This window comes from Sinorhizobium chiapasense (assembly GCF_045277575.1).
In the GTDB taxonomy this organism is placed as follows: domain Bacteria; phylum Pseudomonadota; class Alphaproteobacteria; order Rhizobiales; family Rhizobiaceae; genus Ensifer; species Ensifer chiapasense_A.
Genome location: NZ_CP144205.1, coordinates 1,939,459 through 1,959,351 on the forward strand (window position 1 = coordinate 1,939,459; position 19,893 = coordinate 1,959,351).

At 65.0% G+C, this 19,893-nt stretch carries 18 protein-coding genes; 7 read left to right on the forward strand and 11 right to left on the reverse strand.

Going from position 1 to position 19,893, the window contains the following annotated elements; all coding sequences use genetic code 11:
* Positions 1–158 precede the first annotated feature (158 nt).
* Entirely contained in the window at positions 159–899 is a 741-nt protein-coding gene (locus QM996_RS09480) for an NUDIX hydrolase (protein WP_500270211.1), read from the reverse strand.
* A gap of 2 nt (positions 900–901) precedes the next feature.
* The gene (locus QM996_RS09485) at positions 902–2,008 is read right to left on the reverse strand and encodes an endonuclease/exonuclease/phosphatase family protein (RefSeq protein WP_500270212.1); all 1,107 of its coding nucleotides are present in this window, start codon (positions 2,006–2,008) and stop codon (positions 902–904) included.
* A 422-nt stretch (positions 2,009–2,430) separates the two neighbouring features.
* Between QM996_RS09485 and QM996_RS09490 the strand changes: the two genes are divergently transcribed.
* Positions 2,431–3,882 carry a CYTH and CHAD domain-containing protein gene (locus QM996_RS09490; RefSeq protein WP_500270213.1) on the forward strand — a complete coding sequence of 484 codons (1,452 nt, stop codon included), beginning with the start codon at positions 2,431–2,433 and terminating at the stop codon, positions 3,880–3,882.
* Between the two features lie 30 nt (positions 3,883–3,912).
* Here the strand turns inward: QM996_RS09490 and dapA are convergent, their stop codons facing one another.
* The 5 genes from dapA to QM996_RS09515 form a co-directional block, all read right to left on the reverse strand.
* Positions 3,913–4,827 (reverse strand): 4-hydroxy-tetrahydrodipicolinate synthase family protein, encoded by a 915-nt coding sequence (gene dapA, locus QM996_RS09495; protein WP_500270214.1) that lies wholly within the window; start codon positions 4,825–4,827, stop codon positions 3,913–3,915.
* Between the two features lie 344 nt (positions 4,828–5,171).
* Positions 5,172–5,813, reverse strand: a complete 642-nt coding sequence (locus QM996_RS09500) for an Isoquinoline 1-oxidoreductase subunit (protein WP_500270215.1) — start codon at positions 5,811–5,813, stop codon at positions 5,172–5,174.
* A 2-nt stretch (positions 5,814–5,815) separates the two neighbouring features.
* Positions 5,816–7,969, reverse strand: coding sequence for a xanthine dehydrogenase family protein molybdopterin-binding subunit (locus QM996_RS09505; protein WP_500270216.1), 2,154 nt, complete (start codon positions 7,967–7,969; stop codon positions 5,816–5,818).
* Positions 7,970–7,973: 4 nt separating this feature from the next.
* A complete protein-coding gene (locus QM996_RS09510; protein WP_500270217.1) occupies positions 7,974–8,429 on the reverse strand; it encodes a (2Fe-2S)-binding protein in 456 nt (151 codons plus the stop codon).
* 236 nt (positions 8,430–8,665) lie between these two features.
* Positions 8,666–9,061: an OsmC family protein gene (locus tag QM996_RS09515; RefSeq protein WP_500270218.1), complete on the reverse strand. Its 396-nt coding sequence runs from the start codon at positions 9,059–9,061 to the stop codon at positions 8,666–8,668.
* 154 nt (positions 9,062–9,215) lie between these two features.
* Between QM996_RS09515 and QM996_RS09520 the strand changes: the two genes are divergently transcribed.
* Positions 9,216–9,704, forward strand: a complete 489-nt coding sequence (locus tag QM996_RS09520; protein ID WP_500270219.1) for a MarR family winged helix-turn-helix transcriptional regulator — start codon at positions 9,216–9,218, stop codon at positions 9,702–9,704.
* Between the two features lie 25 nt (positions 9,705–9,729).
* Here the strand turns inward: QM996_RS09520 and greA are convergent, their stop codons facing one another.
* Positions 9,730–10,212, reverse strand: coding sequence for a GreA/GreB family elongation factor (gene greA, locus QM996_RS09525; RefSeq protein ID WP_500270220.1), 483 nt, complete (start codon positions 10,210–10,212; stop codon positions 9,730–9,732).
* Between the two features lie 195 nt (positions 10,213–10,407).
* Complete coding sequence (gcvA, locus tag QM996_RS09530) at positions 10,408–11,316, reverse strand: LysR family transcriptional regulator (protein ID WP_500270221.1); 909 nt, start codon at positions 11,314–11,316, stop codon at positions 10,408–10,410.
* Positions 11,317–11,441: 125 nt separating this feature from the next.
* On the opposite strand from gcvA, the gene QM996_RS09535 reads away from it, so the two are divergent.
* The 3 genes from QM996_RS09535 to QM996_RS09545 all read left to right on the forward strand — a co-directional run bounded on the left by QM996_RS09535 (position 11,442) and on the right by QM996_RS09545 (position 13,496).
* Positions 11,442–12,149 carry an SDR family oxidoreductase gene (locus QM996_RS09535; protein WP_500270222.1) on the forward strand — a complete coding sequence of 236 codons (708 nt, stop codon included), beginning with the start codon at positions 11,442–11,444 and terminating at the stop codon, positions 12,147–12,149.
* A 399-nt stretch (positions 12,150–12,548) separates the two neighbouring features.
* A complete protein-coding gene (locus QM996_RS09540; RefSeq protein ID WP_500270281.1) occupies positions 12,549–13,046 on the forward strand; it encodes a GNAT family N-acetyltransferase in 498 nt (165 codons plus the stop codon).
* A 30-nt stretch (positions 13,047–13,076) separates the two neighbouring features.
* Entirely contained in the window at positions 13,077–13,496 is a 420-nt protein-coding gene (locus QM996_RS09545; protein WP_500270223.1) for a DUF2750 domain-containing protein, read from the forward strand.
* 339 nt (positions 13,497–13,835) lie between these two features.
* Here the strand turns inward: QM996_RS09545 and QM996_RS09550 are convergent, their stop codons facing one another.
* Complete coding sequence (locus QM996_RS09550) at positions 13,836–14,738, reverse strand: LysR family transcriptional regulator (protein WP_500270224.1); 903 nt, start codon at positions 14,736–14,738, stop codon at positions 13,836–13,838.
* A gap of 278 nt (positions 14,739–15,016) precedes the next feature.
* Here QM996_RS09550 and QM996_RS09555 point away from each other — a divergent pair, with 278 nt between their 5' ends.
* Positions 15,017–15,790, forward strand: a complete 774-nt coding sequence (locus QM996_RS09555; RefSeq protein WP_500270225.1) for an SDR family oxidoreductase — start codon at positions 15,017–15,019, stop codon at positions 15,788–15,790.
* Between the two features lie 635 nt (positions 15,791–16,425).
* Here QM996_RS09555 and QM996_RS09560 read toward each other — a convergent pair.
* A complete protein-coding gene (locus tag QM996_RS09560) occupies positions 16,426–16,920 on the reverse strand; it encodes a nucleoside deaminase (RefSeq protein WP_500270226.1) in 495 nt (164 codons plus the stop codon).
* A 477-nt stretch (positions 16,921–17,397) separates the two neighbouring features.
* On the opposite strand from QM996_RS09560, the gene QM996_RS09565 reads away from it, so the two are divergent.
* Positions 17,398–19,680 carry a mechanosensitive ion channel family protein gene (locus QM996_RS09565; RefSeq protein WP_500270227.1) on the forward strand — a complete coding sequence of 761 codons (2,283 nt, stop codon included), beginning with the start codon at positions 17,398–17,400 and terminating at the stop codon, positions 19,678–19,680.
* Positions 19,681–19,893: the final 213 nt, after the last annotated feature.

Here is a 19,893-nt window from a genome sequence, read left to right on the forward strand (position 1 = left end):
TACACAGTTCGGCGCGGATCACGATTTCTTTAACCCCGGATGTGCCAAGACGCCTCTTCCCTTGGCTGCTTCCGGCCGGCGCGCACCCGGCGCCCATCAGCCGACGCAGACTATAGGCTTGTAAATACAAAGGGATATCACGTCCCGTTGACTCAAAATCACAGCGACGTTTCTCGCCCGAACAGCCACTCCAGAATGGGTGGAATGAACGGCGGATAGTTGTAGGCGCCCGGGTCCGGACCGAAAATCGCGATCGCCTCATCGATCTCCGGCTCGGGATCGGCGGCAATATGCGCCGCCACGCGCGCAACCAGCGCCGCCGCCGTTTCCGGGTAGCGGTAGACGCGGATGACGGTCACGGCGCGGTCCATATGCAAGAGGTGATAGCCCGGCTCGACTGTCGCAAGCGCGAGATCGATGCCCGTTTCCTCCAGCGCCTCGCGGCGGATGTTGCCGGCAATGTCGCAGCGCCCGTCGACGATATCCTCGGGTTCCAGCGAGCCGGAAGGGCTGTAGACGCGGGCCGGATTGGCGGTGTGCGACCCCATGCGCACCAGGATCAAGGCACCGTCGGAAGACAGGATCGCCGGCATGGCGAAGAGATGGAAGGCGCTCTCGGCCCGCGTCTTCCGCCACCAGAGAAAGGTCGAATAGGGCACGACATGCCCCTCGCCGCGGATCCGCCCGTCCTCGATCCTCAGCGCCCGTTGCAGCACCATGCGGCCATCGAAGAGATGCGGATTGGCCGCGATTTCCCGTTGCCAGTTCTGCTGCGCGCGCTCGACCTCACCAAGATGAAACGGATGCGCCGCGCCGTTGACGCGGATTTCGACGTCGTCGATCGGGATGATGACGCCTTCGGGCGGCCAGAGAGCCGTATTGCTTTCAAGAGCGCCCATGGTCACACGTCCAGCGTAATGGCCACGGGGCAATGGTCCGACGCCTTCGGCCGGTCCCAGCCGGTGCGCGGATAGCGCTCCACCTCCAGCCCCGGCGGGAAGATCGTGCGGAAGGGCTGGCCGCCGCGGATGACCTCGGGCACCTGGGCGTGGTTGCGCTTGGCCAGCGCCGGCGACAGCCAGATATAGTCGAGCTGGCAGAGATGGCGCTCCTGTGGCCCGCGGCTGTGAAACAGCGTCCAGCGGTCCATCACCGGCCGGCGCAGCATCGGGTTTTCCACGAAGCCGTCATGGCTGAAGACGTCGAGCGAGCTCGTCTCCTCCTCCTGCGGCACGAACTGGTAGCCGTTGCGCCGGTCGCCGAGAATGTTCACCTTCTCCTGATAGTCGTTCATGTCGCCGCAGATCGCGAACATCTTGTCGGCGGTACGCCCGCGGCCGAAGCGGCTTTCGATGATGTGGCGCACGGCGCTTGCCTCGGCCACGCGCAGCGGCATCGTCGCCTGCCGGCCGTCGAGCCCTTCCCGCGCCGGCCCCATCGATTTGAAATGCACGACATAGAGCGTCAGCGGCCGCCCGCCGATCCTGAGATCCAGTTCCAGGCAATCGCGCTTGAAGATGCGGTCGGACGGCCGGTTGGTCAGCGCGATCTGGTCGTTGAAGAGGTCGAGATCCTCATAGGTCAGGCCCGCATGGCTCTTCACGTCCAGGCACTCGATCGGCTGGCCGTCGCGCGTCTCCTCGCGCATCAGCACCGCGACGTCGATCCCGCGCGAGTCATTGCCCTCGATCAGGTATTTCTGCCGGTAGCCGTTGCCGACCATGCGGAACAGATAGTTGTATTCGAAGGCCTGCAGCGAGGCCATGTTGTCGGCTTCCTGCAGGCAGAGGATGTCCGCATCGCAATCGGCAATCGCCAAGGCAGACATCTGCCGCGTATCATCCGTATGCGCGATGGTGCGCGCCTCCTCCAGCCGCTGGTATTCCGCCTCGCTCTTCACATCGAAGAGCCTCAGCACCCGGTCCTGTTTGAGCTGGTTGCGAAAACCGGAAAAATCGAAGCGGCTCAACAGGTTTTCGATGTTGAAGGTGGCAAGGCGAAGCGACATTTATCAATTCCGTGGCATGAAGTGCCGGGAGCTTAGAGCAAATTCAGGAAAAGTGCGAAGCGGTTTTCCGTCCGAATTTGCGGCTTTACAACAGCAATTCCAGGAAAAGTGCGAAGCGGTTTTCCGTTTGGAATTGCGGCACTCCAATCAGTTGTCGAGCCTGATTTCCTTGTCAGTCCAGTCACGTCTCGCGAGCGCGTTTACCCGGCCGATCGACTTTCCGTCTCTGCACCCTCGATATGATCCATGTCATTCAAACCATGAACCATTGTGCTCAAATGGGGTTGGGTACATCGCCCTGCAGCGCCGCGCGTCTTGTGAGACGCGCAAAGGTCGCTGCAGCACTTTGATTTGCTGCATGTCTTTGTCCTTAAATCGAGCTCGATTTAAGGAGGCATGCAGCAGCGCTCATGGAGGATGGTTTGAAAACGGAAATCGAACTCAAGCTCGAGCTCTCTGCCGAAGATCTTGCCCGCTTCGCCGAGTCCCACCTCCTCGGGGAGCCGGCGCGCATAGAGCAGCAACGGTCCGTCTATTTCGATACCCGCGGCCGTGATCTCTACCAGTCGGGCTTCACGCTGCGCATCCGCACGGTCGGCGCGGCGCGCATCCAGACGATCAAGGCGACCGGCCCCGGCGCCTCGGTCTTTGCCCGTCCGGAATGGGAGCGGCCGCTTTCCGCCGACGAGCCGGTCGTCGATCATACCACCCCGCTTGCCGCCGAGTTTGACCTGGAGCCCGATGACCTGGAGCCGCACTTTGCCGTCGAGGTCGAGCGCAGCACCTGGGAGGTCGAGCAGGACGGCACGAGGATCGAGGTGGTGCTCGACCGCGGCATGGTCACCGCCGGCAGCCGCCAGACCGCCGTCGGCGAAATCGAACTCGAGCTGAAGGATGGCGACCCGAAGGCGCTTTTCACCCTCGCCCGCCGCATCGAGGCGATCGTTCCCATCCGCTTCGGCGTTCTCTCCAAGGCCGAGCGCGGCTTCCGCCTGATCGACGCCCAGCCGGTCGTCTTCAAGGCGGAGCCGGTCGAACTCGACCGCGAGATGCGGGTGACGAAGAGCTTCCGCACCATCGCGCTTGCCTGTCTCCGCCACTACCGCCTGAACGAGGACGTGCTGCGTGAACGCCGGAACCCCGAGGCGCTGCACCAGGCGCGCGTTGCCCTTCGCCGCCTGCGCTCGGCCATCTCGCTCTACAAGGATTTGCTTGGCGACGAAGAGAGCCAGCGCATCAAGGACGAGCTGAGATGGCTGACCGGCGTCCTCGGCAAGGCCCGCGACGTCGACGTTCTCCTGACGCGTGATCCGGAGCCGGAGCTGCGCGACCACTTGAAGACGGCGCGGGCCGCCCGCTATGCCGAAGCCTTCGAGGCGCTCGACGGCGCACGCGGCCGTGCCCTTCTTTTCGATCTCCACCAATGGCTGCACTGCGGCGACTACCTGTCGACGCCGCCCGCCGAGCTTCGCGACCGGCCGGTGACCGATTTTGCCGAAGCCGTTCTCGACCGGGCGCGGCGGAAGCTGAAGAAGCACGGCCGGGCGCTGGCCAAGGTGAGCGACGAGCAGCGGCACGAGGCCCGCAAGGATGCGAAGAAGCTGCGCTATGCTGCCGAGTTCTTTGCCGCGCTGTTTGACGACAAGCGGGGCACGCGGCGCCACAAGCGCTTCATCGATGCCATGACCGGATTGCAGGACCGGCTCGGCACGCTGAACGATCTCGTGTCCGGGCCGCTGGTGCTCGGCGAGATCGGCCTCGACGATCACCCGGACGCCGAAACGCTGGTCGTGCACACGGACAAGGACAGGCTGATCGACCAGGCGCAGAACGCGCTCGACGACGTGATCGACGCCAAGCGCTTCTGGCGCTGACCATCGGCCCTCTCGTGCCCGATGGCGTGGCTACCCCTGCCGGTGTGCCGCCATCGCCTGGTCGATCCGTGCTGCCAGCCCGTCGCTCACCGGCACCATCGGCAGGCGCATTTCCGGGCTGTCGATCAGCCCTGAACGCCAGAGCCAGTGCTTGATCGGCCCCGGGCTCGGCTCGGCAAACAGCAGCCTGGGCAGATCGGCAAGACGCTGCCAGTCGCTAAGCGCGCCGGCCTGATCGCCTGATATCAGCCTGTTGCGAACAGCGGCGAAGGCTGCCGTCTGCACATGGGCGGACGCCGTAATCCCGCCTTCCGCCCCTTGCGTCAGCGCCGTGTAGAACAGCGGGTCTTCGCCGGTCAGCACCGCGAAATCCCGGGGCTTGTGGCGCAGCAGATCGAAGGATTGCGTCGCATCCGCCGAACAATCCTTGACGCCGACGATGTTTTCCCGTTCCGCCAGTTGCAGCATCGTCTCGTTGCCGAGGTTCACGCCGGTCCGGTACGGAATGTTGTAGATCAGGATCGGCCGGCGGGTGGCATCGGCAAGCGCCGAGAAATGGGCGAACAGCCCGCGCTGCGACGGCCTTGTGTAATAGGGGCAGGCAATCAGATAGCCGGCGACATTCCACGCCTCGGTACGCGCAAGCGCCTTCACCGTCTTCAGCGTATCGCTGCCGGAAAGGCCGAAATAGACAGGCATGGACCGGCCCGTCGCAGACAGCGCCTCATTCGTGACCGCAACCAGCCGCTCGCATTCCGCCTCGTCAAGCGCCATGCCCTCGCCCGTGGTCGCACCGAGAATGAAACCGTCGATCGGCTCGCCGGCATAGTGCCTTACGAGCCGGCGCAACGAGCGCTCATCGAGTTCGCCGTCACGAAAGGGCGTGATCAGCGGCAGCCAGAGACCGCCAAGCGCCGACGGTCGTGTTGAACCTGTGGTTTCCATGAAATTCCATCTCCTTCAAAGGACCGGAGACGGAGCGCAAGCAAAAACCCCGTCCGAACCGGCGGGGTCGATCTGATCCTTGTACTTGCTATGCTCTGCGCGCAACGACCGAAAGCCCCGGGCACGGGGCTTTTTTCGAGGTCGTCAGTTTGGCGAGGCGGCAGGTCATGGCGTGAAGGTCGAACAGTCCTGAATCTTTGTCAAGCCGCGACGGAAGGCATCGGCCCGACAGGCGACAGCATCCATCAGGCGGAGCTTGCCGTACGCCGCGAAACGCCTCAGCGATCTCAGACGCCGCTCACTCCGGACATGAGCTGCCGCTCAGTCCGGACATGAGCCGCGGCTCAGTCCGGGCATTCCGCACCCGTGTCCACCCAGGCGGCGATCAGCGCGGCCAACTCCGGCTGGGAACCGGGCGGCGGGCTGCGGCCCTCGCCCGGATGCCAGGCCCAGCCGACGAGATGGTCCTCGCCCATGTGCTTGATGAGATCGGCATGGGAGCGGTTGCCGTTGCGTTCCGTGTCCTTCACCTGCCGGCAGATCTCGCCGACGGTGAGGCCCTGCCAGGCCATGCTTTCGGGCGCCAGTTGCCAATGGGCATTGCCGGGAATGGATTTGAGACGGCTGCCGACGATCCCGCGGTTCTCCGCACCGTGACAGGTGCTGCAGGCAAGGCCGGCCAGCCCCATCGAACTGTCGGCGGCGATCATCAGCGGCACATGCGGGTGCATGTCCTCGCCCTGCGTCGGGCTGCGTGTCGCCGGATGGCAGTTGATGCAGCGCGGATGCGTCAGCACGCGGCTTGCTTCAGTGAAAATCGCCTTCGAGCGCTCCTTGGCATCGGCGATCGACGAGAATTCGGAGACCGCCTTCAACGCGCCGCCACCGGAAGTTTCGGCATAACCGGTGATGGGCGCCAGGGCGGCAACGAGACCGGCCGCAGCGAGGGCGGCAGCAAGCGAGAGGGCGAGCGTTCGCTTGGTCACGGTCACACCCTCCTGAGGCCGGTCTGGTCGATCGGCAAAGTCCTGAGCCGCTTGCCGGTCGCGGCATGGATCGCATTGAGGAGCGCCGGCGCCACACCCGGCGTCCCGAGCTCGCCGATGCCGCCGGGCGCCTCGGTGCTCGGCACGATGTGCACCTCGATCGCCGGCGTCTCATGGATGCGCAGGACAGGGGAATCGTCGAAATTGCCCTCGACCACCGCGCCGTTTTCGACGGTGATGCGGCCGTAGAGCGCGGCGCTCAGGCCATAGACGACGCCGCTCTGGATCTGGGCCTCCACCGTGTCCGGATTGATCACCTGGCCGCAATCGATCGCGCAGACGATCCGGTCCGTCCGGAACCGGCCGTCCTCGCCAACGCTGACCTCGGCGATCGTCGCGGCGAAGCTGCCGAAATCCTCCGTGAGCGCGATGCCCCTTCCCTTGCCTTCGGGAAGCGCCGTCGACCAAGAGGCCTTTTCGGCGACAAGGTTCAGCGCCGCGAGAAGCCGGGGCTTGTGCTGCAGCAGCCGTCTTCGATAGTCGAGCGGATCGATGCCCGCGGCGTTGGCCAGTTCATCGATGGCGCCTTCGATCGGCGGGATGTTGCGCGTCGCCCCGACGCCGCGCCAGTTGCCGGTCAGCATGCCGTCCGGCGCCTCGTGGCGGGCGAAGTCCGTGTACCGGTTGGGGATCTGATAGGGCGATTCCGCCCCCGCCATCTGGTCGAGGTCGATGCCGTCCTTGGTAAAGGCCGGCAACCAGCGCGCCATGACCGAGGGCCCGATGACCCGGTGGCGCCAGGAAACCGGCATGCCGTCGGGACCGAGCGTCGCCGTGACCTTGCTGTAGTTGAGGTAGCGATAACAGTCGTGGCGGATGTCTTCCTCGCGGCTCCAGGTCACCTTCACCGGACCGTTGACCTGCTTGGCGATCTTCGTCGCCAGGATGACGCCATCGACATCGAGCCGCCGGCCGAAGCCGCCGCCGAGCAGATGGTTGTGGACGACGACCTTTTCGACCGGCAGGCCGGTGACGTCGGCGGCAACCTGCCTCGCCCGCCCCATGACCTGGGTTCCCACCCAGACCTCGCAGCCATCGGGGCGAACATGCACCGTACAGTTCATCGGCTCCATGGCGGCATGGGTGAGGATCGGCATGCGGTAGATGAATTCATGCACCGGCCCGTGCTCAGCCTCGGCCTTCGCCACGTCGCCCTTGTTGATGTGCCGCAAGGCCTCACCGTCGATTGCCGCGTCCATGCGGCGCTCGAGCTCGGCCTGTGAGACCGTGACGCTCGGCCCCGGATCCCATTCGATCGAAAGCGCCGCAAGCCCCTTGCGCGCCGCACCGGTATTGTTGGCGACGACCGCGACGGCCTCGTCGATGCGAACCACTTGGGCGACGCCCTTGACCGCCATGGCCGGAGCCTCGTCGACCGCGCGGAGCTTGCCGTTGAAGTGCGGACAGATCGCGATCGCCGCGTAGGACACACCCTCTGGCCGGGCATCGATGCCGAATTTCGCGGTGCCGTTGACCTTTTCCGGGCTGTCGAGACGGTGCGCCGGCTTTCCGATCACCCGGTAGCTCGATGCCGGTTTCAGCGGTACCTCCTGCGGAACGGCCTGCGAAGCCGCCGCCGCGATCAGGCTGCCATAGGCGGCCCGCCGGCTGCCGCCGGTCTCGACCACGTGTCCGGCCTCGGCCTTGCAGGCGTCGGGCGAAATACCCCAGTCGGCGGCCGCGGCACTCACCAGCATGATACGGGCCGTGGCACCGGCCTTGCGCATCTGCTCGTAGACGCCACGAATGGCGAGTGAGCCGCCGGTGATCTGGTCGCCGAGCAGCGGATTGGCATAGTGCTTGGGATCGGCGGGCGCATGCTCCAGCACCACCTGGTCGAGGCCGACCTCCAGCTCTTCGGCCAGCATCATGGCGACCGCGGTATAGATGCCCTGCCCCATTTCCACCGACGGCATGATGAAGGCGATCTTGCCTTCCGGCGGAATGCGGATGAAGGCGTTCGGCGCGAAAAGTTCCGTGGCTGCGGCCGACGGCTGCGGCCTGAGGCCGATCACCAGTCCTGCACCCGTCAAGGATGCGCCGATCAGAAGCTGGCGGCGCGATAAGGCAAGGTTGGCCCTGTCGAAAACGGACATCTCATCACCCCTGTGCTGCCAGCTTGATGGCGGCGCGAATGCGCGGATAGGTGCCGCATCGACAGATGTTCCCGGCCATCACCGCGTCGATGTCGTTGTCGCTGGGCTTCGGGTTGGCGGCGAGCAGCGCGGTCGCGGACATGATCTGCCCGGACTGACAGTAGCCGCACTGGACCACGTCGATATCGAGCCAGGCCTGCTGCACCCGCTTGCCCTCGGGCGTATCGCCGATGGCTTCGATCGTGGTGGTCTGTTTTTCGGCGGCGTCGGCAACCGGCGTCACGCAGGAGCGCACCGCCTGGCCGTCGACATGCACCGTGCAGGCGCCGCACATGGCGATGCCGCAACCGAACTTGGTTCCGGTAAGACCGATCGTGTCGCGCAGGACCCAAAGCAGCGGGATGTCGCCGTCCACATCGACGGCATAGTTCTTTCCATTGACCGTGAGATTGTAAGGCATGTGTCCACCGGCCGGAGCCGTCCCCTGTACATGCGAAGGCGCGAAAGTACCAGCAAGGGTGGCTGTCGGCCAAATTACATTCCCGTGAGGTCCACGTCGGAAGCCGCCGCCGCGATCGGCGGCGCGTCGCGCGTTTCAAGGGACGAGGGCCCCGAAACAATATCGGGATGCGCCGCGGCTGGTGGCCCAGGTCCGGCACATCCCGATGATAATCAAGGAGAATTTTTCAGGCGATCTCAGACGAGATTGGTCTCGACATCGATATTGCCGCGTGTCGCCTTGGAGTAAGGGCAGATCTCGTGGGCGGCGTGGATGATTTCCTGGGCGACGTCGCGATCGAGGCCCTCCAGGCGAACGTTCATCCGGGCGCGCAGGAAGTAGGAACCATCGTCGACGTTCAGGTCGATCTCGGTATCGACCTCCGGGCCGGCCGGAAGCTTGACCTTGCGCTGGAGCGCAGCCAGCTCGATCGCGCCGATGTAACAGGCCGACCAGGCGGCGCCGAACAGGTTTTCCGCGGCCGGATGCGGCTGCGACAGCTTCAGTTCCAGCGTGCCGTCGCGGCTCACGGTGCCGCCGTTGCGGCCGCCGGTATTGTGGGTCGTGCCGGTGAAAAGGAGCTTCTCGGTCATGTCGTTTTCCTCTCTGTTTGTTTTAATCGTATCCGTTTCAATCGGATGCGATGTATATAGATGAAGCCGAACGCAGCGTCAACACCATTGCGATTTAATCGGATACGATTTATATTAAGTGCAGAAACGGAAAGAGAAAAAAGAGGACACCCCCATGCCCACGTCCAAGACAGCGAAAGCCCCTGAGACCACGCCGGCAAAGGGCGAAAAGAAGCTCTCCACCTTCCTGTGCTTTGCGATCTATTCGGCAAACCTCGCCTTCGGCCGCGCCTACAAGCCCCTGCTCGACAAGCTGGGCCTGACCTATACGCAATACGTGACCCTGGTGGCCCTCTCGGAAGAAGACGGCCAGACGGTCAGCATGCTCGGCGAAAAGCTCTTCCTGGAATCGAACACGCTGACGCCGATCCTCAAGAAGCTCGAGGCCGACGGCTACCTGCAGCGCCGGCGCGATCCCGCCGACGAGCGGCAGGTGCGCCTCACGCTCACGCCGGCCGGCCGCGAACTGGTGGATGCGGATCCCGGCTCCGCACTGCTCGACGCCATCGGCCTCGGAGACGAGTTTGAAACGGTGCAGCAATCGGTGGCAAGGCTGCGCGACAACCTGCTGCGCTCGGGCCAGCCTGGCCCCCGCAAGGAATAGCCGAGCCCCGATTCCGGGGCTCCGCTCACGCGATCGCGACGATCTCGAGTTCCTGGTCGCCGACGCTCATGACGTCGCCGACCGCCTTGCCCATGAGAATCCGCGCCACCGGCGAGACATAGGAGATCGATCCCGCCTTGGGATCCGCCTCGTCCTCGCCGACGATGCGATACGTCTGCACCCGGCCATCGTCGCGGCTGAAGGTGACCGTGCTGCCGAAGGCGACGATCTCGGCCGAGATGGGCTCCGGCATGAGCTGGGCGGTGCGCAGCCGCTCGTTCAGATAGCGCAGATCGCGCAAGGGGCCCGCCTGCTGGCGGCGTTTCTCGTTGACGTCGTCGATCGCGGCCGCCGCCTCATAGGCCGCGCGCGCCTCCTGAAGCTGCGCCTCCAGCGCCTTCAGCCCTGCTTCCGTCACCATGTTCGGATGCGGCGAAATCGGGCGATCCGGCAACAGCGTTTCCGCGGCGGTTTCGGCACTTTCTTCCTTGGTGAAGGCAACGCTCAATCTCAAGAACTCCGTCTGACTGCAATCGGCTTTCGGCGCCGGGTCCAATATCGGTCCGTCGCCGGCCAATCAACCCTATCGCATTTTCGCCCGTCGTGCGTGCCTGTCACTCGCCCCTAATTCTTGCAACCGGCCGGTGCGTTCCGGCTCGATACCGCCCTCAGGGGATGACGGCCCCGGCGGCGGAGCAGGAGATCACGCCAGAGCCCGCTTGCGCCCCTTGCCCGCTTCCTCGCTGATCCAGGCGATCACCGTCTGGAGTGCCGGCGATTTGCGATAGCGCGGCCAGACGAGATAGAAGTCCGAAGGCCCGGACATCGACCCCGCGAAAATGCGGACGAGCCGGCCTTCGGCAATGTCCTGCGCCACGAAATCGCCATTGGCGAGCACGATGCCCTGGCCGGCGATCGCCGCCTCGATCGCATGTGAGGTCTGGTTGAAGCTGATGCCCTTGAACGAGGCCTGGCGGCTCTCGCCGAAATGCCGCTCGATGAATTCGGGCCAGAAGTTGTGCGCGTCGTGCAGCAGCGTGTAGCCGGCAAGCTCGTCCGCCGTCTCGGGCACCGCCCGGCCGGCCATCAGCATCGGGCTGCAGACCGCGACGATCTCCTGTTCGAACAAGAGTTCCACCGCCAGCCCCGGCCCGAAGGGCGGCCGCCCGTAACGCACCGCCAGGTCCACGCCATCGGCCTGGAAGTTCGACATGCGGTCGGTCGCGAGAATATGCAGGTCGAGATCCGGATGGCGCGCGGTGAAATCCGGCAGGCGCGGGATCAGCCATTTCGAGGCGAAGGATGGCGTGGTGCTGATCGTCAGCCGCACCGGCTGCGGCTTCAGCCCATCCGTCGCCCGGGCGATGATCTCGAGCGCGCGCCTGACATCGGCGATATAGCCGCGCCCCTCGCCCGTCAGCGCCAGCATGCGCGGCAGCCGCTCAAAGAGCTTCACCCCGAGTTCGGCTTCGAGCCCGCGGATCTGCTGCGCGACCGCCCCTTGCGTGACGCCCAGATCCTCGGCCGCCAGCCGAAAGTTCAGATGGCGCGCGGCCACCTCGAACACTCTCAGTCCATTCAGCGAAGGGAGCTTTCCGGGTGCGTCACTCATCCGATAGTTTTTCTACTGGCATAGGAAAGCGAAACTGCTTCGTCGTTACGTCCGGAAGATGGTATTTCAATTGCAATACCAGCACAATCGGCACCAGGCTGAACGCGACCATAGAGGACAGAACCATGGCAGTAGTAGAAAAAGTGGCAGTTATCACCGCCGGCGGCAGCGGCATGGGCGCCGAAAGCGCAAAGCGCCTGGCCGCCGACGGCTTCAAGGTCGCGATCCTGTCGTCCTCCGGCAAGGGTGAGGCGCTCGCCGCCGAGCTCGGCGGCATCGGCGTCACCGGCTCCAACCAGGTGAACGACGATCTGAAGCGCCTCGTTGACGCGGCCATGGAAAAGTGGGGCCGGATCGACGTGCTGGTCAACAGCGCCGGCCACGGCCCGCGCGCCCAGATCCTCGAAATCACGGACGAACAGTGGCACACCGGCCTCGACGTCTACCTGATGAACGTCATCCGCCCGGTCCGCCTCGTCGCGCCGATCATGCAGAAGCAGAAGTCCGGCTCGATCGTCAACATCTCCACCGCCTGGGCCTTCGAACCGTCGCCGATGTTCCCGACCTCCGCCGTCTTCCGCGCCGGCCTTGCCTCCTACACCAAGATCTTCGCCGACACCTACGCCGCCGACAATGTGCGCATGAACAACGTGCTGCCCGGCTGGATCGACAGCCTGCCGGCAACCGAAGAGCGCCGCGACGCCGTGCCGATGAAGCGCTACGGCACCAGCGCCGAAATCGCCGCAACGATCGCCTTCCTCGCCTCCGACGGCGCCGGCTACATCACCGGCCAGAACATCAAGGTGGACGGCGGGCTCATGCGCTCGGTGTGAGCGGCGAACCGCCTTCGCCCGCCTCACTGGGCGTGCACCAGGGCGTCTCACGCGCTCCGCTCAGGCCGTCACGGCCGGCTGGGGGTGGATGGCGATATTGGGAAAACGGTCTGGTGCAGGCGTCCTCAACGGCATGGTGAGGGTGACGCGGAAATGGGCGGGGGAAACCGGCCCTGGGATAAGCCTCCGGAGTCCGGTTGACCGTGGTGAAGGTTTGAACCTATAGGGGAGCTGCTCGCCCGAAGTGCGCAGAGGAATTGTCGATGCTGGAGCTTGTTCTCACCCACTAAGCGTTTCGCTCGATCGAAACGCGAAAACCGCGCCGCCAGCGGACGATCTGTTGTTCGCGGTCGATGGCGCGTGATCAGGGTTTCAAGAACAGGTTTGACCATGACCACCATCGAAATACGTTCCGAACAAGCGACTGACATCGCGACCATCCGCGAGATCACCAAGGCCGCCTTCGCCCCGATGGCCTATAGCAGCCAGACGGAGGCCGAGATCATCGACGCCCTGCGCGCCGCCGGCGCGCTGACGCTTTCGCTCGTCGCCCTCGACCAGGGCGAAATCATCGGCCACGTTGCCTTCTCGCCCGTCACCATCGACGGCGAAGACAAGGGCTGGTGCGGGCTCGGCCCCGTCTCCGTCCGGCCCGACCGCCAGAAGAGCGGCATCGGCGGCAGGCTCATCCGCGAAGGCCTCGAACATCTCGCCAAGTCCGGCGCCAAAGGCTGCGTCCTCCTCGGCGACCCCGGCTACTACAGGCGCTTCGGCTTCGAGAACCACGCGGGCCTGCGCCTGGAAGGCGTACCGGCCGAATACTTCATGGCAAAGGCGTTTGAAGGCCCCGTGCCATCCGGCCGCGTCAGCTACCACGAAGGGTTTGACGCAAGCTGATTGACCTGACGATAGGCTTCGGAGTGGGATGTGGAACCACATCTCGCTCCGATTAGTAACAACCGAGGGGTTGCACTCGCCGGACGACGCTGCTTACGTCGTGCGATGAGCGTCGCGCCCCTTCATGCCCATGCTTTCTTCGAAGAGGTCCTGGAGACCGGCTTCGTCTGGACGATCCGTGACGAAGCTGGTTTTCCGACTTCGACGAACCAATCGAATGAAACCGCAATGCCCTTCTGGTCGTCGCTATCCAGAGCCCGGCTGGTAATCGATCGAATGCCCGCCCATCGCAGCTTCACGCCGCATCAACTGCCACTGGACGTCTTTGTCGATCGTTGGCTGGCAGGCCTGGAAAAGGACAAGCTAATGGTCGGCATAAACTGGAGTGGCGCAGCGACCGGTTTCGACCTCCCGCCCGCCGACGTCCGCCGGTGGCTGCAAGAGATGTAAACTCGGTAGACGCCCATACTGCTACTGAACCGGCAGTTTCTCCGCGATCTGCCGGAACCCGTCCGCAGAAAATCCCGTCAATGTCGGCATCTCCCAATCGAAGAAGCGCCGGTCCGCGATCGCGTGAAATATCAGGCTTCGAACACCGACAAGTTCGACAAGTATGAGCTCGGTCGAAGGCACCACGTCCAATACGGCGTCGTGAACCCGCCTGGCGATATGCCCGATATGGGTGGCGCAAACGATATCTTCCCCCCTCCCGATCCGTCTGCGCCAAAATGTCGGCTATCGCCGCAAGCAGTCTTTCGTCCGTCATGTTTCCCTTTTCCGGTACTCCCCTCACGCCGCAATCACCCGTCGCATCAGCCCCTCCAGCCAGTCGGCGAACACCTGCAGCCGGCGAGACAAATGCTGGCGGTGCGGGTAGAGCAGCGCCATCGGCATCGGCGCGGCGGTGTGGTCGGGCATCACCTCCTTGAGCCGACCTTCCCTCAGGTGGTCGATCACGTCATAGGCCGGGATCTGGATGAGGCCGAGGCCGGCGAGGCAGCAGGCGATGCTGCCTTCGGCGCTGTTGACGCTGACCCGGCCGGCAACGGTAATCGTGCGCGTCGCGCCGTCTTCGATCCATTCCCAGTCCTCCACCCGGCCGCTTGAGGGCGAGGCATAGTTGACGGCGAAATGACCGGCGAGATCGGCGGGCGTCCTGGGCGTGCCATAGCGGGCGAGATAGTCGGGGCTTGCGACATTGATCAGCCGGAGCGTGCCGAACGGCCGGGCGATCAGGCTGGAATCCTCGAGCGGCCCGACGCGCAGCGCACAGTCGACGCTCTCCTCGATCAGGTGCACCGCCCTGTCGGTCATGCCGAGATCGATGTCGATGCCGGGGTAGCGCGCCAGAAACTCGGGCAGCGCCGGCGCCACGATCAGCCGGCCGATGCGGCTCGGCAGGTCGACGCGAAGCCGTCCGGTCGGACCGGTCGCCCCGCGGCGAAACAGGTTCTCCGCCTCCTCCACGTCCTGAATCAGCCGCAGGCATCGCTCGTAGAAGGCGGCACCATCCTGCGTCGGCGCCACCTTGCGGGTCGTGCGGTGCAGGAGCCTCGTGCCAAGCCGGGTTTCAAGTGTCTGCACCGCCGCAGAAACGGAGGAGCGCGGCAGCCCGAGTGTGTCGGCCGCACGGGTAAAGCTCGCGCTTTCGACGACGCGGGTGAAGATGCGGAAAAGCTCGATCCTGTCCATGCCGGGTCATGCCCATTGTTCGCCTATCCTGACAAGTCATGTCACGAACGGACCCTTTATACCAGAGACGCGGACGATATTCTCAACCCTGCGATGCCTGTCGCGGCCCCTGTCCCTTTCGCATGGGCAGCGGCAAGGCGCGCGCTATCTGAAACGCGGGCGGCCTCATCGAGATGGGCCGCCGGCGCCAGAGGCAGGGTAAGCGGGTGCCGCGCTCGGCTCTGATCCCGCCCCATTCAAAGACCGGCCCCGCAGGCGGCCGACAACAGGAGAAACCCATGGCAGACCACAGCATCAAAGGTAAATCCGTTCTCATCGCCGGCGGCGCGAAGAACCTCGGCGGCCTGCTGGCGCGCGATCTCGCCGAACACGGCGCCCGCGGCGTCGCGATCCATTACAACAGCGCCGCCACCAAATCTTCGGCGGACGAGACCGTCGCGGCGATCAAGGCGGCCGGTGCCGCGGCCCACGCCTTCTCGGGCGATCTCACCAGCGCGGCCAATGTCGAAAAGCTCTTCGCCGAGGCCAAGGCGGCGCTCGGCGGCATCGACATTGCCGTCAACACCGTCGGCAAGGTCTTGAAGAAGCCCTTCGTCGAGATCACCGAAGCGGAATATGACGAGATGAGCGCGGTCAATTCCAAGTCCGCCTTCTTCTTCCTGCGCGAGGCGGGCAGGCACGTCAGCGACAACGGCAAGATCTGCACGCTCGTCACCTCGTTGCTCGGCGCCTTCACGCCGTTCTACGCGGCCTATGCCGGCACCAAGGCACCGGTCGAGCACTTTACCCGGGCGGCCGCCAAGGAATTCGGCGAACGCGGCATCTCCGTCGCCGCCATCGGCCCCGGCCCGATGGATACGCCCTTCTTCTACCCCGCCGAAGGGGCCGACGCCGTCGCCTACCACAAGACCGCTTCCGCGCTGTCGGCCTTCTCCAAGACCGGCCTTACGGACATCGAGGACATCGTCCCCTATATCCGCTTCCTCGTCTCCGACGGCTGGTGGATGACCGGCCAGACGATCCTGGTCAACGGCGGCTACACGACGAAGTAAGGTGTTTACCTCTCACACAAACGCCCCTCATCCGCCTGCCGGCACCTTCTCCCCGCCTGCGGGGAGAAGGGAGCAAGCGGCGCCGGCTTCGCCAGGCTCGAGCTTCGGCAGTTGAAACGGCGCGTTCGGCACTGGAGCGCGCGCCCAGCGTTTCTCTCCCCGCCTGCGGGGAGAGATGTCCGGCAGGACAGTGAGGGGCAAATGCAAATCGAGCGAGCGCGCTGGACCTCATCCGCACGCATGGGGTGGAGCCCCTCGTCCCCGCGGTGAGGAAGCCCCTCATCCGCCTGCCGGCACCTTCTCCCCGCCTGCGGGGAGAAGGGACGTGTGGCGCGCTCCGCACCTGCTTCGGCACGAGGCGTCATGCGACGGCATAGCGTGGACGCAGGACGTTCGCGGGTGCCCGTATCCGCGGCCAAGGCAGGAAGACGAGCGTGCGGCACACGCGACGCATCCCCTCTCCCCGCCTGCGGGGAGAGGGCGAGGGTGAGGGGCAGCTACGGCCACGTGCCGTGCAGTCACCGCCGCCGGGCTCCAATCTCGGAACGCATCGGATCGTCACGATCCCACGGAGTGTTCGCGCATGGCTGTTGTATTGAAGACGAAGCGGACCGAGATCGGCCGGCGAAAGACCGTCAGCGGTTTGACCAGTATTCCTCGTGGAGTTTCGCCGCCTCGTTCGCAAGCAAGGGGCCGACGACTTCCGTCGGGCGCTGGCCGGCGGCGAACACGATGTGGCAGGGAAGATCGAGCGTCGGATTTTCCTCGCTTGCGCCGATCTGCTGTTTCATCTCTTTCTCGGAGAGGCCAAACACGACACGTCCTATGCCTGCCCAATAGATCGCGCCGGAGCACATGGCGCAGGGCTCGGCGGAGGTGTACATCGTGCATTCGGCCAGAAAATCCAGGGCATAGGCCTTGCCGGCGCGCGTGGCGAGAAGCCGCTCCGCGTGGGCCGTTCGGTCGCCGCCTTCGGAACTGTAGCCGTTGCACTGTTCCAGCAGGACATTGCCGTCACGGTCGGCGAGAAGAGAGCCGAAGGGGTGATCCCCGCCTTCGCGCGAACGCCGCGCCACGTCGAAGGCTTTCCGCAAGAGTGACTCGTCATAGGGCCGTCCGGTGCTTGCCATTTCGTCATCTCCTGAGGGTTGTCGCAACCCGTTCGCCACTGATCCTTCCCAGCAACGAAGCGGGTAGCATGCGTTCTTCGCCACCTGCGGCGCCGCGCGCCTATCAGGGGCGCAAAGGTCGCCGCAACACTTTGGATTGCTGCATGTTCCATCCTCCAATCGGCGACGATCAAAGGAACCATGCAGCGGAAAGTCGCCGGTTTCCCGGCGCCAGTAATCTGGCATTCCCCCGATGAACAGGTTTCAACCATCGATCTTGATCCCTTTCGGCCTCGTCAGCAAGGCCGCTGGAAGCCGCCCGCCGCCAGCGGACGGATCGGGGGCTGGCGGCCGTTGCGGCCGGACTGCGCAAGCCTTGATCACGGGGGCCACGCCTCATCCGCCGCAGCCTTCAAGATACGATTGGAATTTTGGAATGTTATGTAATGTGATGCGGATGAGCGCATGGCGCGCGAACGGTCTCGATGGGTGAAGTTCATGGCATATATCCGCTTTTTCTGCCGCCATCTGTTCATTGCCCTGGCGCTGCTTCTGGCAGTCGCCCTGCCCGCTTCTGCCCAGACCACGCCAGCGCCGATCACCGTCATCCTCACGCCCGGCCAAAGTGCTGCCGAGATCGAGGAAACCTTGCGCGCTGCCGCAAAGGCCGGCGGGCCGGTCACGGTCGAATGGCGCGACGCGACACATCAGGGCACAACGCCGGGCAGCGCGGCGACATCGGAGAGCGGCCCCGCCTCGGCACCGGCCGCCGCCGCGACCACCGCAGCCGGCACGCCGCAGCCAGCCGCTGCAGCCGCCGACCCGGAGGATTCCTTCGACACCCTTTCCGCCCGGTTTCTCAATGGCTTGCAGATGGGGCTTGCGGGCATGTCCGGGATCGTCCGCGTCATGGCTGACGTTGCGGCAGGCATCCGCGCCGAAGGCTGGTCGGTCGTCTCGGTCGCGGCTATCGCCCTGCTTGCGGTTGCCATCGGCCTGGCCGCCGCCTTCGCCAGCCGCTTTCTCATCCATCGGCTGTTCGGCGCCTCTTTCGAATGCGTCGACCTCCTGCACCGCATGCGCGCCTCCTTGATCCGGCTCGGCTTCGACATCGCCTATCTGGTGCTCTTCGCCACGCTCGCCCATAGCCTCGCTCGCCTGTTCCTGACGCCGGGCACGGCTTCGGCCGAGCTGGCCCATGCCCTGATCACCATCGCCGTCGTCTCGGCCGTCTATGCCGTCGGCGCCCGCTTCCTCTTTGCGCCGACCCGGCCGGAGATCCGCCTGCTCGATATCGCCCATCCGCGCTTCCACGCCACCATGCTCGCCGTCTATGGCGCGCTCAGCGCCGTCGTCGGCGCCAGCCTGCGCTTCGCCCACCAGCGCGGGCTGGAGCTTGCCGCCACCGACGGCTGGCTGCTGATCGGCGTCAGCATCCTCACGCTCATAAAGCTCCACTGGTTCATCGCCGGTGCTGCCGATATCCGCGCGCTCTTTACCGGCGAGAACCCCGGCCCGGTGCGCCGCGCCATCGCCTTCGGCGTGCCGGAGTTCTATGCCCTGAGCGCCATCGTGCTCTGGCTGATGACCGTCATCGTCGCCGGCAGCCCCAACAGTGCGGCCTGGAGCTTCGCCGGCGGCGTCACGCAGATCATCCTGCTTGCCTTGCCGATCCTTGCCTTCGGCATCCATTCGCTCGCCGGTGCGGCGGCCGAGCGCCGGCGCACGCCCGCCTCCTCCAGGCTGCATGCGGCGATCTCCGGCAGCATCCAGACGGCGCTCGCCGGCGCCACCTGGCTGATCGGCCTGCACATCATCATCGAACTCTGGCGCCCGGTGATGATCCAGGATGACACGGCCGCGGCCGTCGGCTGGATCGTCATCCTCGAGCGCATCAGCCTTGCGATCGTGGCCGCCTGGGTGATCTGCAGCTTCCTCTGGCTGAGCTTCGAGGCGCTCGCCCCGTCGGCCCGCGTCGCCCTGCCCGGCGACAGCGAAAGCGAGACGGTGACCCATCAGGCAAGCCGGCTCTCGACCATCCTGCCGCTAGTGCGCAACCTCATCTTCGGCGGTATCTTCGCCGTCACCAGCCTCGTCATCCTCTCCGCACTCGGCATCAACATCGCGCCGCTGCTGGCCGGCTTCGGCGTGCTCGGTCTTGCCCTTTCCTTCGGCTCGCAGACGCTGGTGAAGGATGTCGTCTCCGGCATCTTCTTCATCGCCGACGACGCCTTTCGCGTCGGCGAATACGTCGATACCGGCAAGCTCAAGGGCACGGTCGAGCGCATCTCGCTGCGCTCGCTGAGGCTGCGCCACCAGAACGGCCAGATCCACACCGTCCCCTATGGCCAGCTTCAGGCGGTGACCAATTACAGCCGCGACTGGAGCACGGTGAAGTTCGAACTGAAATTCGAGCGCGACGCCGATCCGGAACAGATCCGCAAGACCATCAAGAAGGTCGGCCTCGCCATGCAGGAAGATCCGGAGATCGGCGGAGAATTCCTCGAACCGCTGAAGATGCAAGGCATCCAGGACATCACCGAAAGCTCCCTCGTCGTCCGCCTCAAGTTCACTGCGCGGCCCGGCAACCCCAGCATCCTCCAGCGTGAGGCAATGAAGCGCCTGCTGCCGGCCCTGCGCCAAGCCGGCCTCGACCTCGCCTCCAACGCCGTCACGGTCCGTTCCGGCCCGGCCGGTGCCGCCGAAGCAGAAGCCGCGGCGGCAAACCTGGCGCTGGCGAAGAAGCCGGTGGCACCGGAGGCGGCGGACGCGGAAGGGTAACGATCAATCCGGCGCGACGCAGCGACAGACTTCCTGTGCTCGTCGCGTCAAGCAAGGCCGCGCAAGTAAAAGGCGCAGCCGGCGGCCAGCACCCACTACAGTTTCGACATCATTGTTGGATTGCCTCAAGCGCACAGACGCGCCTTTCGCTGTCCCCGCGGGAACAACAGGCGCCCGGCTCCCTTGCTAAAAGAAGCACACAAAGGCCGAAGG

Excerpts from the sequence above, each read along its gene's own strand:
- QM996_RS09555 (WP_500270225.1), top strand. The coding sequence starts at position 15,017 with ATGGCAGACCACAGCATCAAAGGTAAATCCGTTCTCATCGCCGGCGGC.
- QM996_RS09510 (WP_500270217.1), bottom strand. The coding sequence starts at position 8,429 with ATGCCTTACAATCTCACGGTCAATGGAAAGAACTATGCCGTCGATGTG.
- QM996_RS09480 (WP_500270211.1), bottom strand. The coding sequence starts at position 899 with ATGGGCGCTCTTGAAAGCAATACGGCTCTCTGGCCGCCCGAAGGCGTC.
- QM996_RS09550 (WP_500270224.1), bottom strand. The coding sequence starts at position 14,738 with ATGGACAGGATCGAGCTTTTCCGCATCTTCACCCGCGTCGTCGAAAGC.
- QM996_RS09565 (WP_500270227.1), top strand. The coding sequence starts at position 17,398 with ATGGCATATATCCGCTTTTTCTGCCGCCATCTGTTCATTGCCCTGGCG.
- gcvA (WP_500270221.1), bottom strand. The coding sequence starts at position 11,316 with ATGAGTGACGCACCCGGAAAGCTCCCTTCGCTGAATGGACTGAGAGTG.
- QM996_RS09520 (WP_500270219.1), top strand. The coding sequence starts at position 9,216 with ATGCCCACGTCCAAGACAGCGAAAGCCCCTGAGACCACGCCGGCAAAG.
- QM996_RS09485 (WP_500270212.1), bottom strand. The coding sequence starts at position 2,008 with ATGTCGCTTCGCCTTGCCACCTTCAACATCGAAAACCTGTTGAGCCGC.
- QM996_RS09535 (WP_500270222.1), top strand. The coding sequence starts at position 11,442 with ATGGCAGTAGTAGAAAAAGTGGCAGTTATCACCGCCGGCGGCAGCGGC.
- dapA (WP_500270214.1), bottom strand. The coding sequence starts at position 4,827 with ATGGAAACCACAGGTTCAACACGACCGTCGGCGCTTGGCGGTCTCTGG.
- QM996_RS09515 (WP_500270218.1), bottom strand. The coding sequence starts at position 9,061 with ATGACCGAGAAGCTCCTTTTCACCGGCACGACCCACAATACCGGCGGC.
- QM996_RS09560 (WP_500270226.1), bottom strand. The coding sequence starts at position 16,920 with ATGGCAAGCACCGGACGGCCCTATGACGAGTCACTCTTGCGGAAAGCC.
- QM996_RS09505 (WP_500270216.1), bottom strand. The coding sequence starts at position 7,969 with ATGTCCGTTTTCGACAGGGCCAACCTTGCCTTATCGCGCCGCCAGCTT.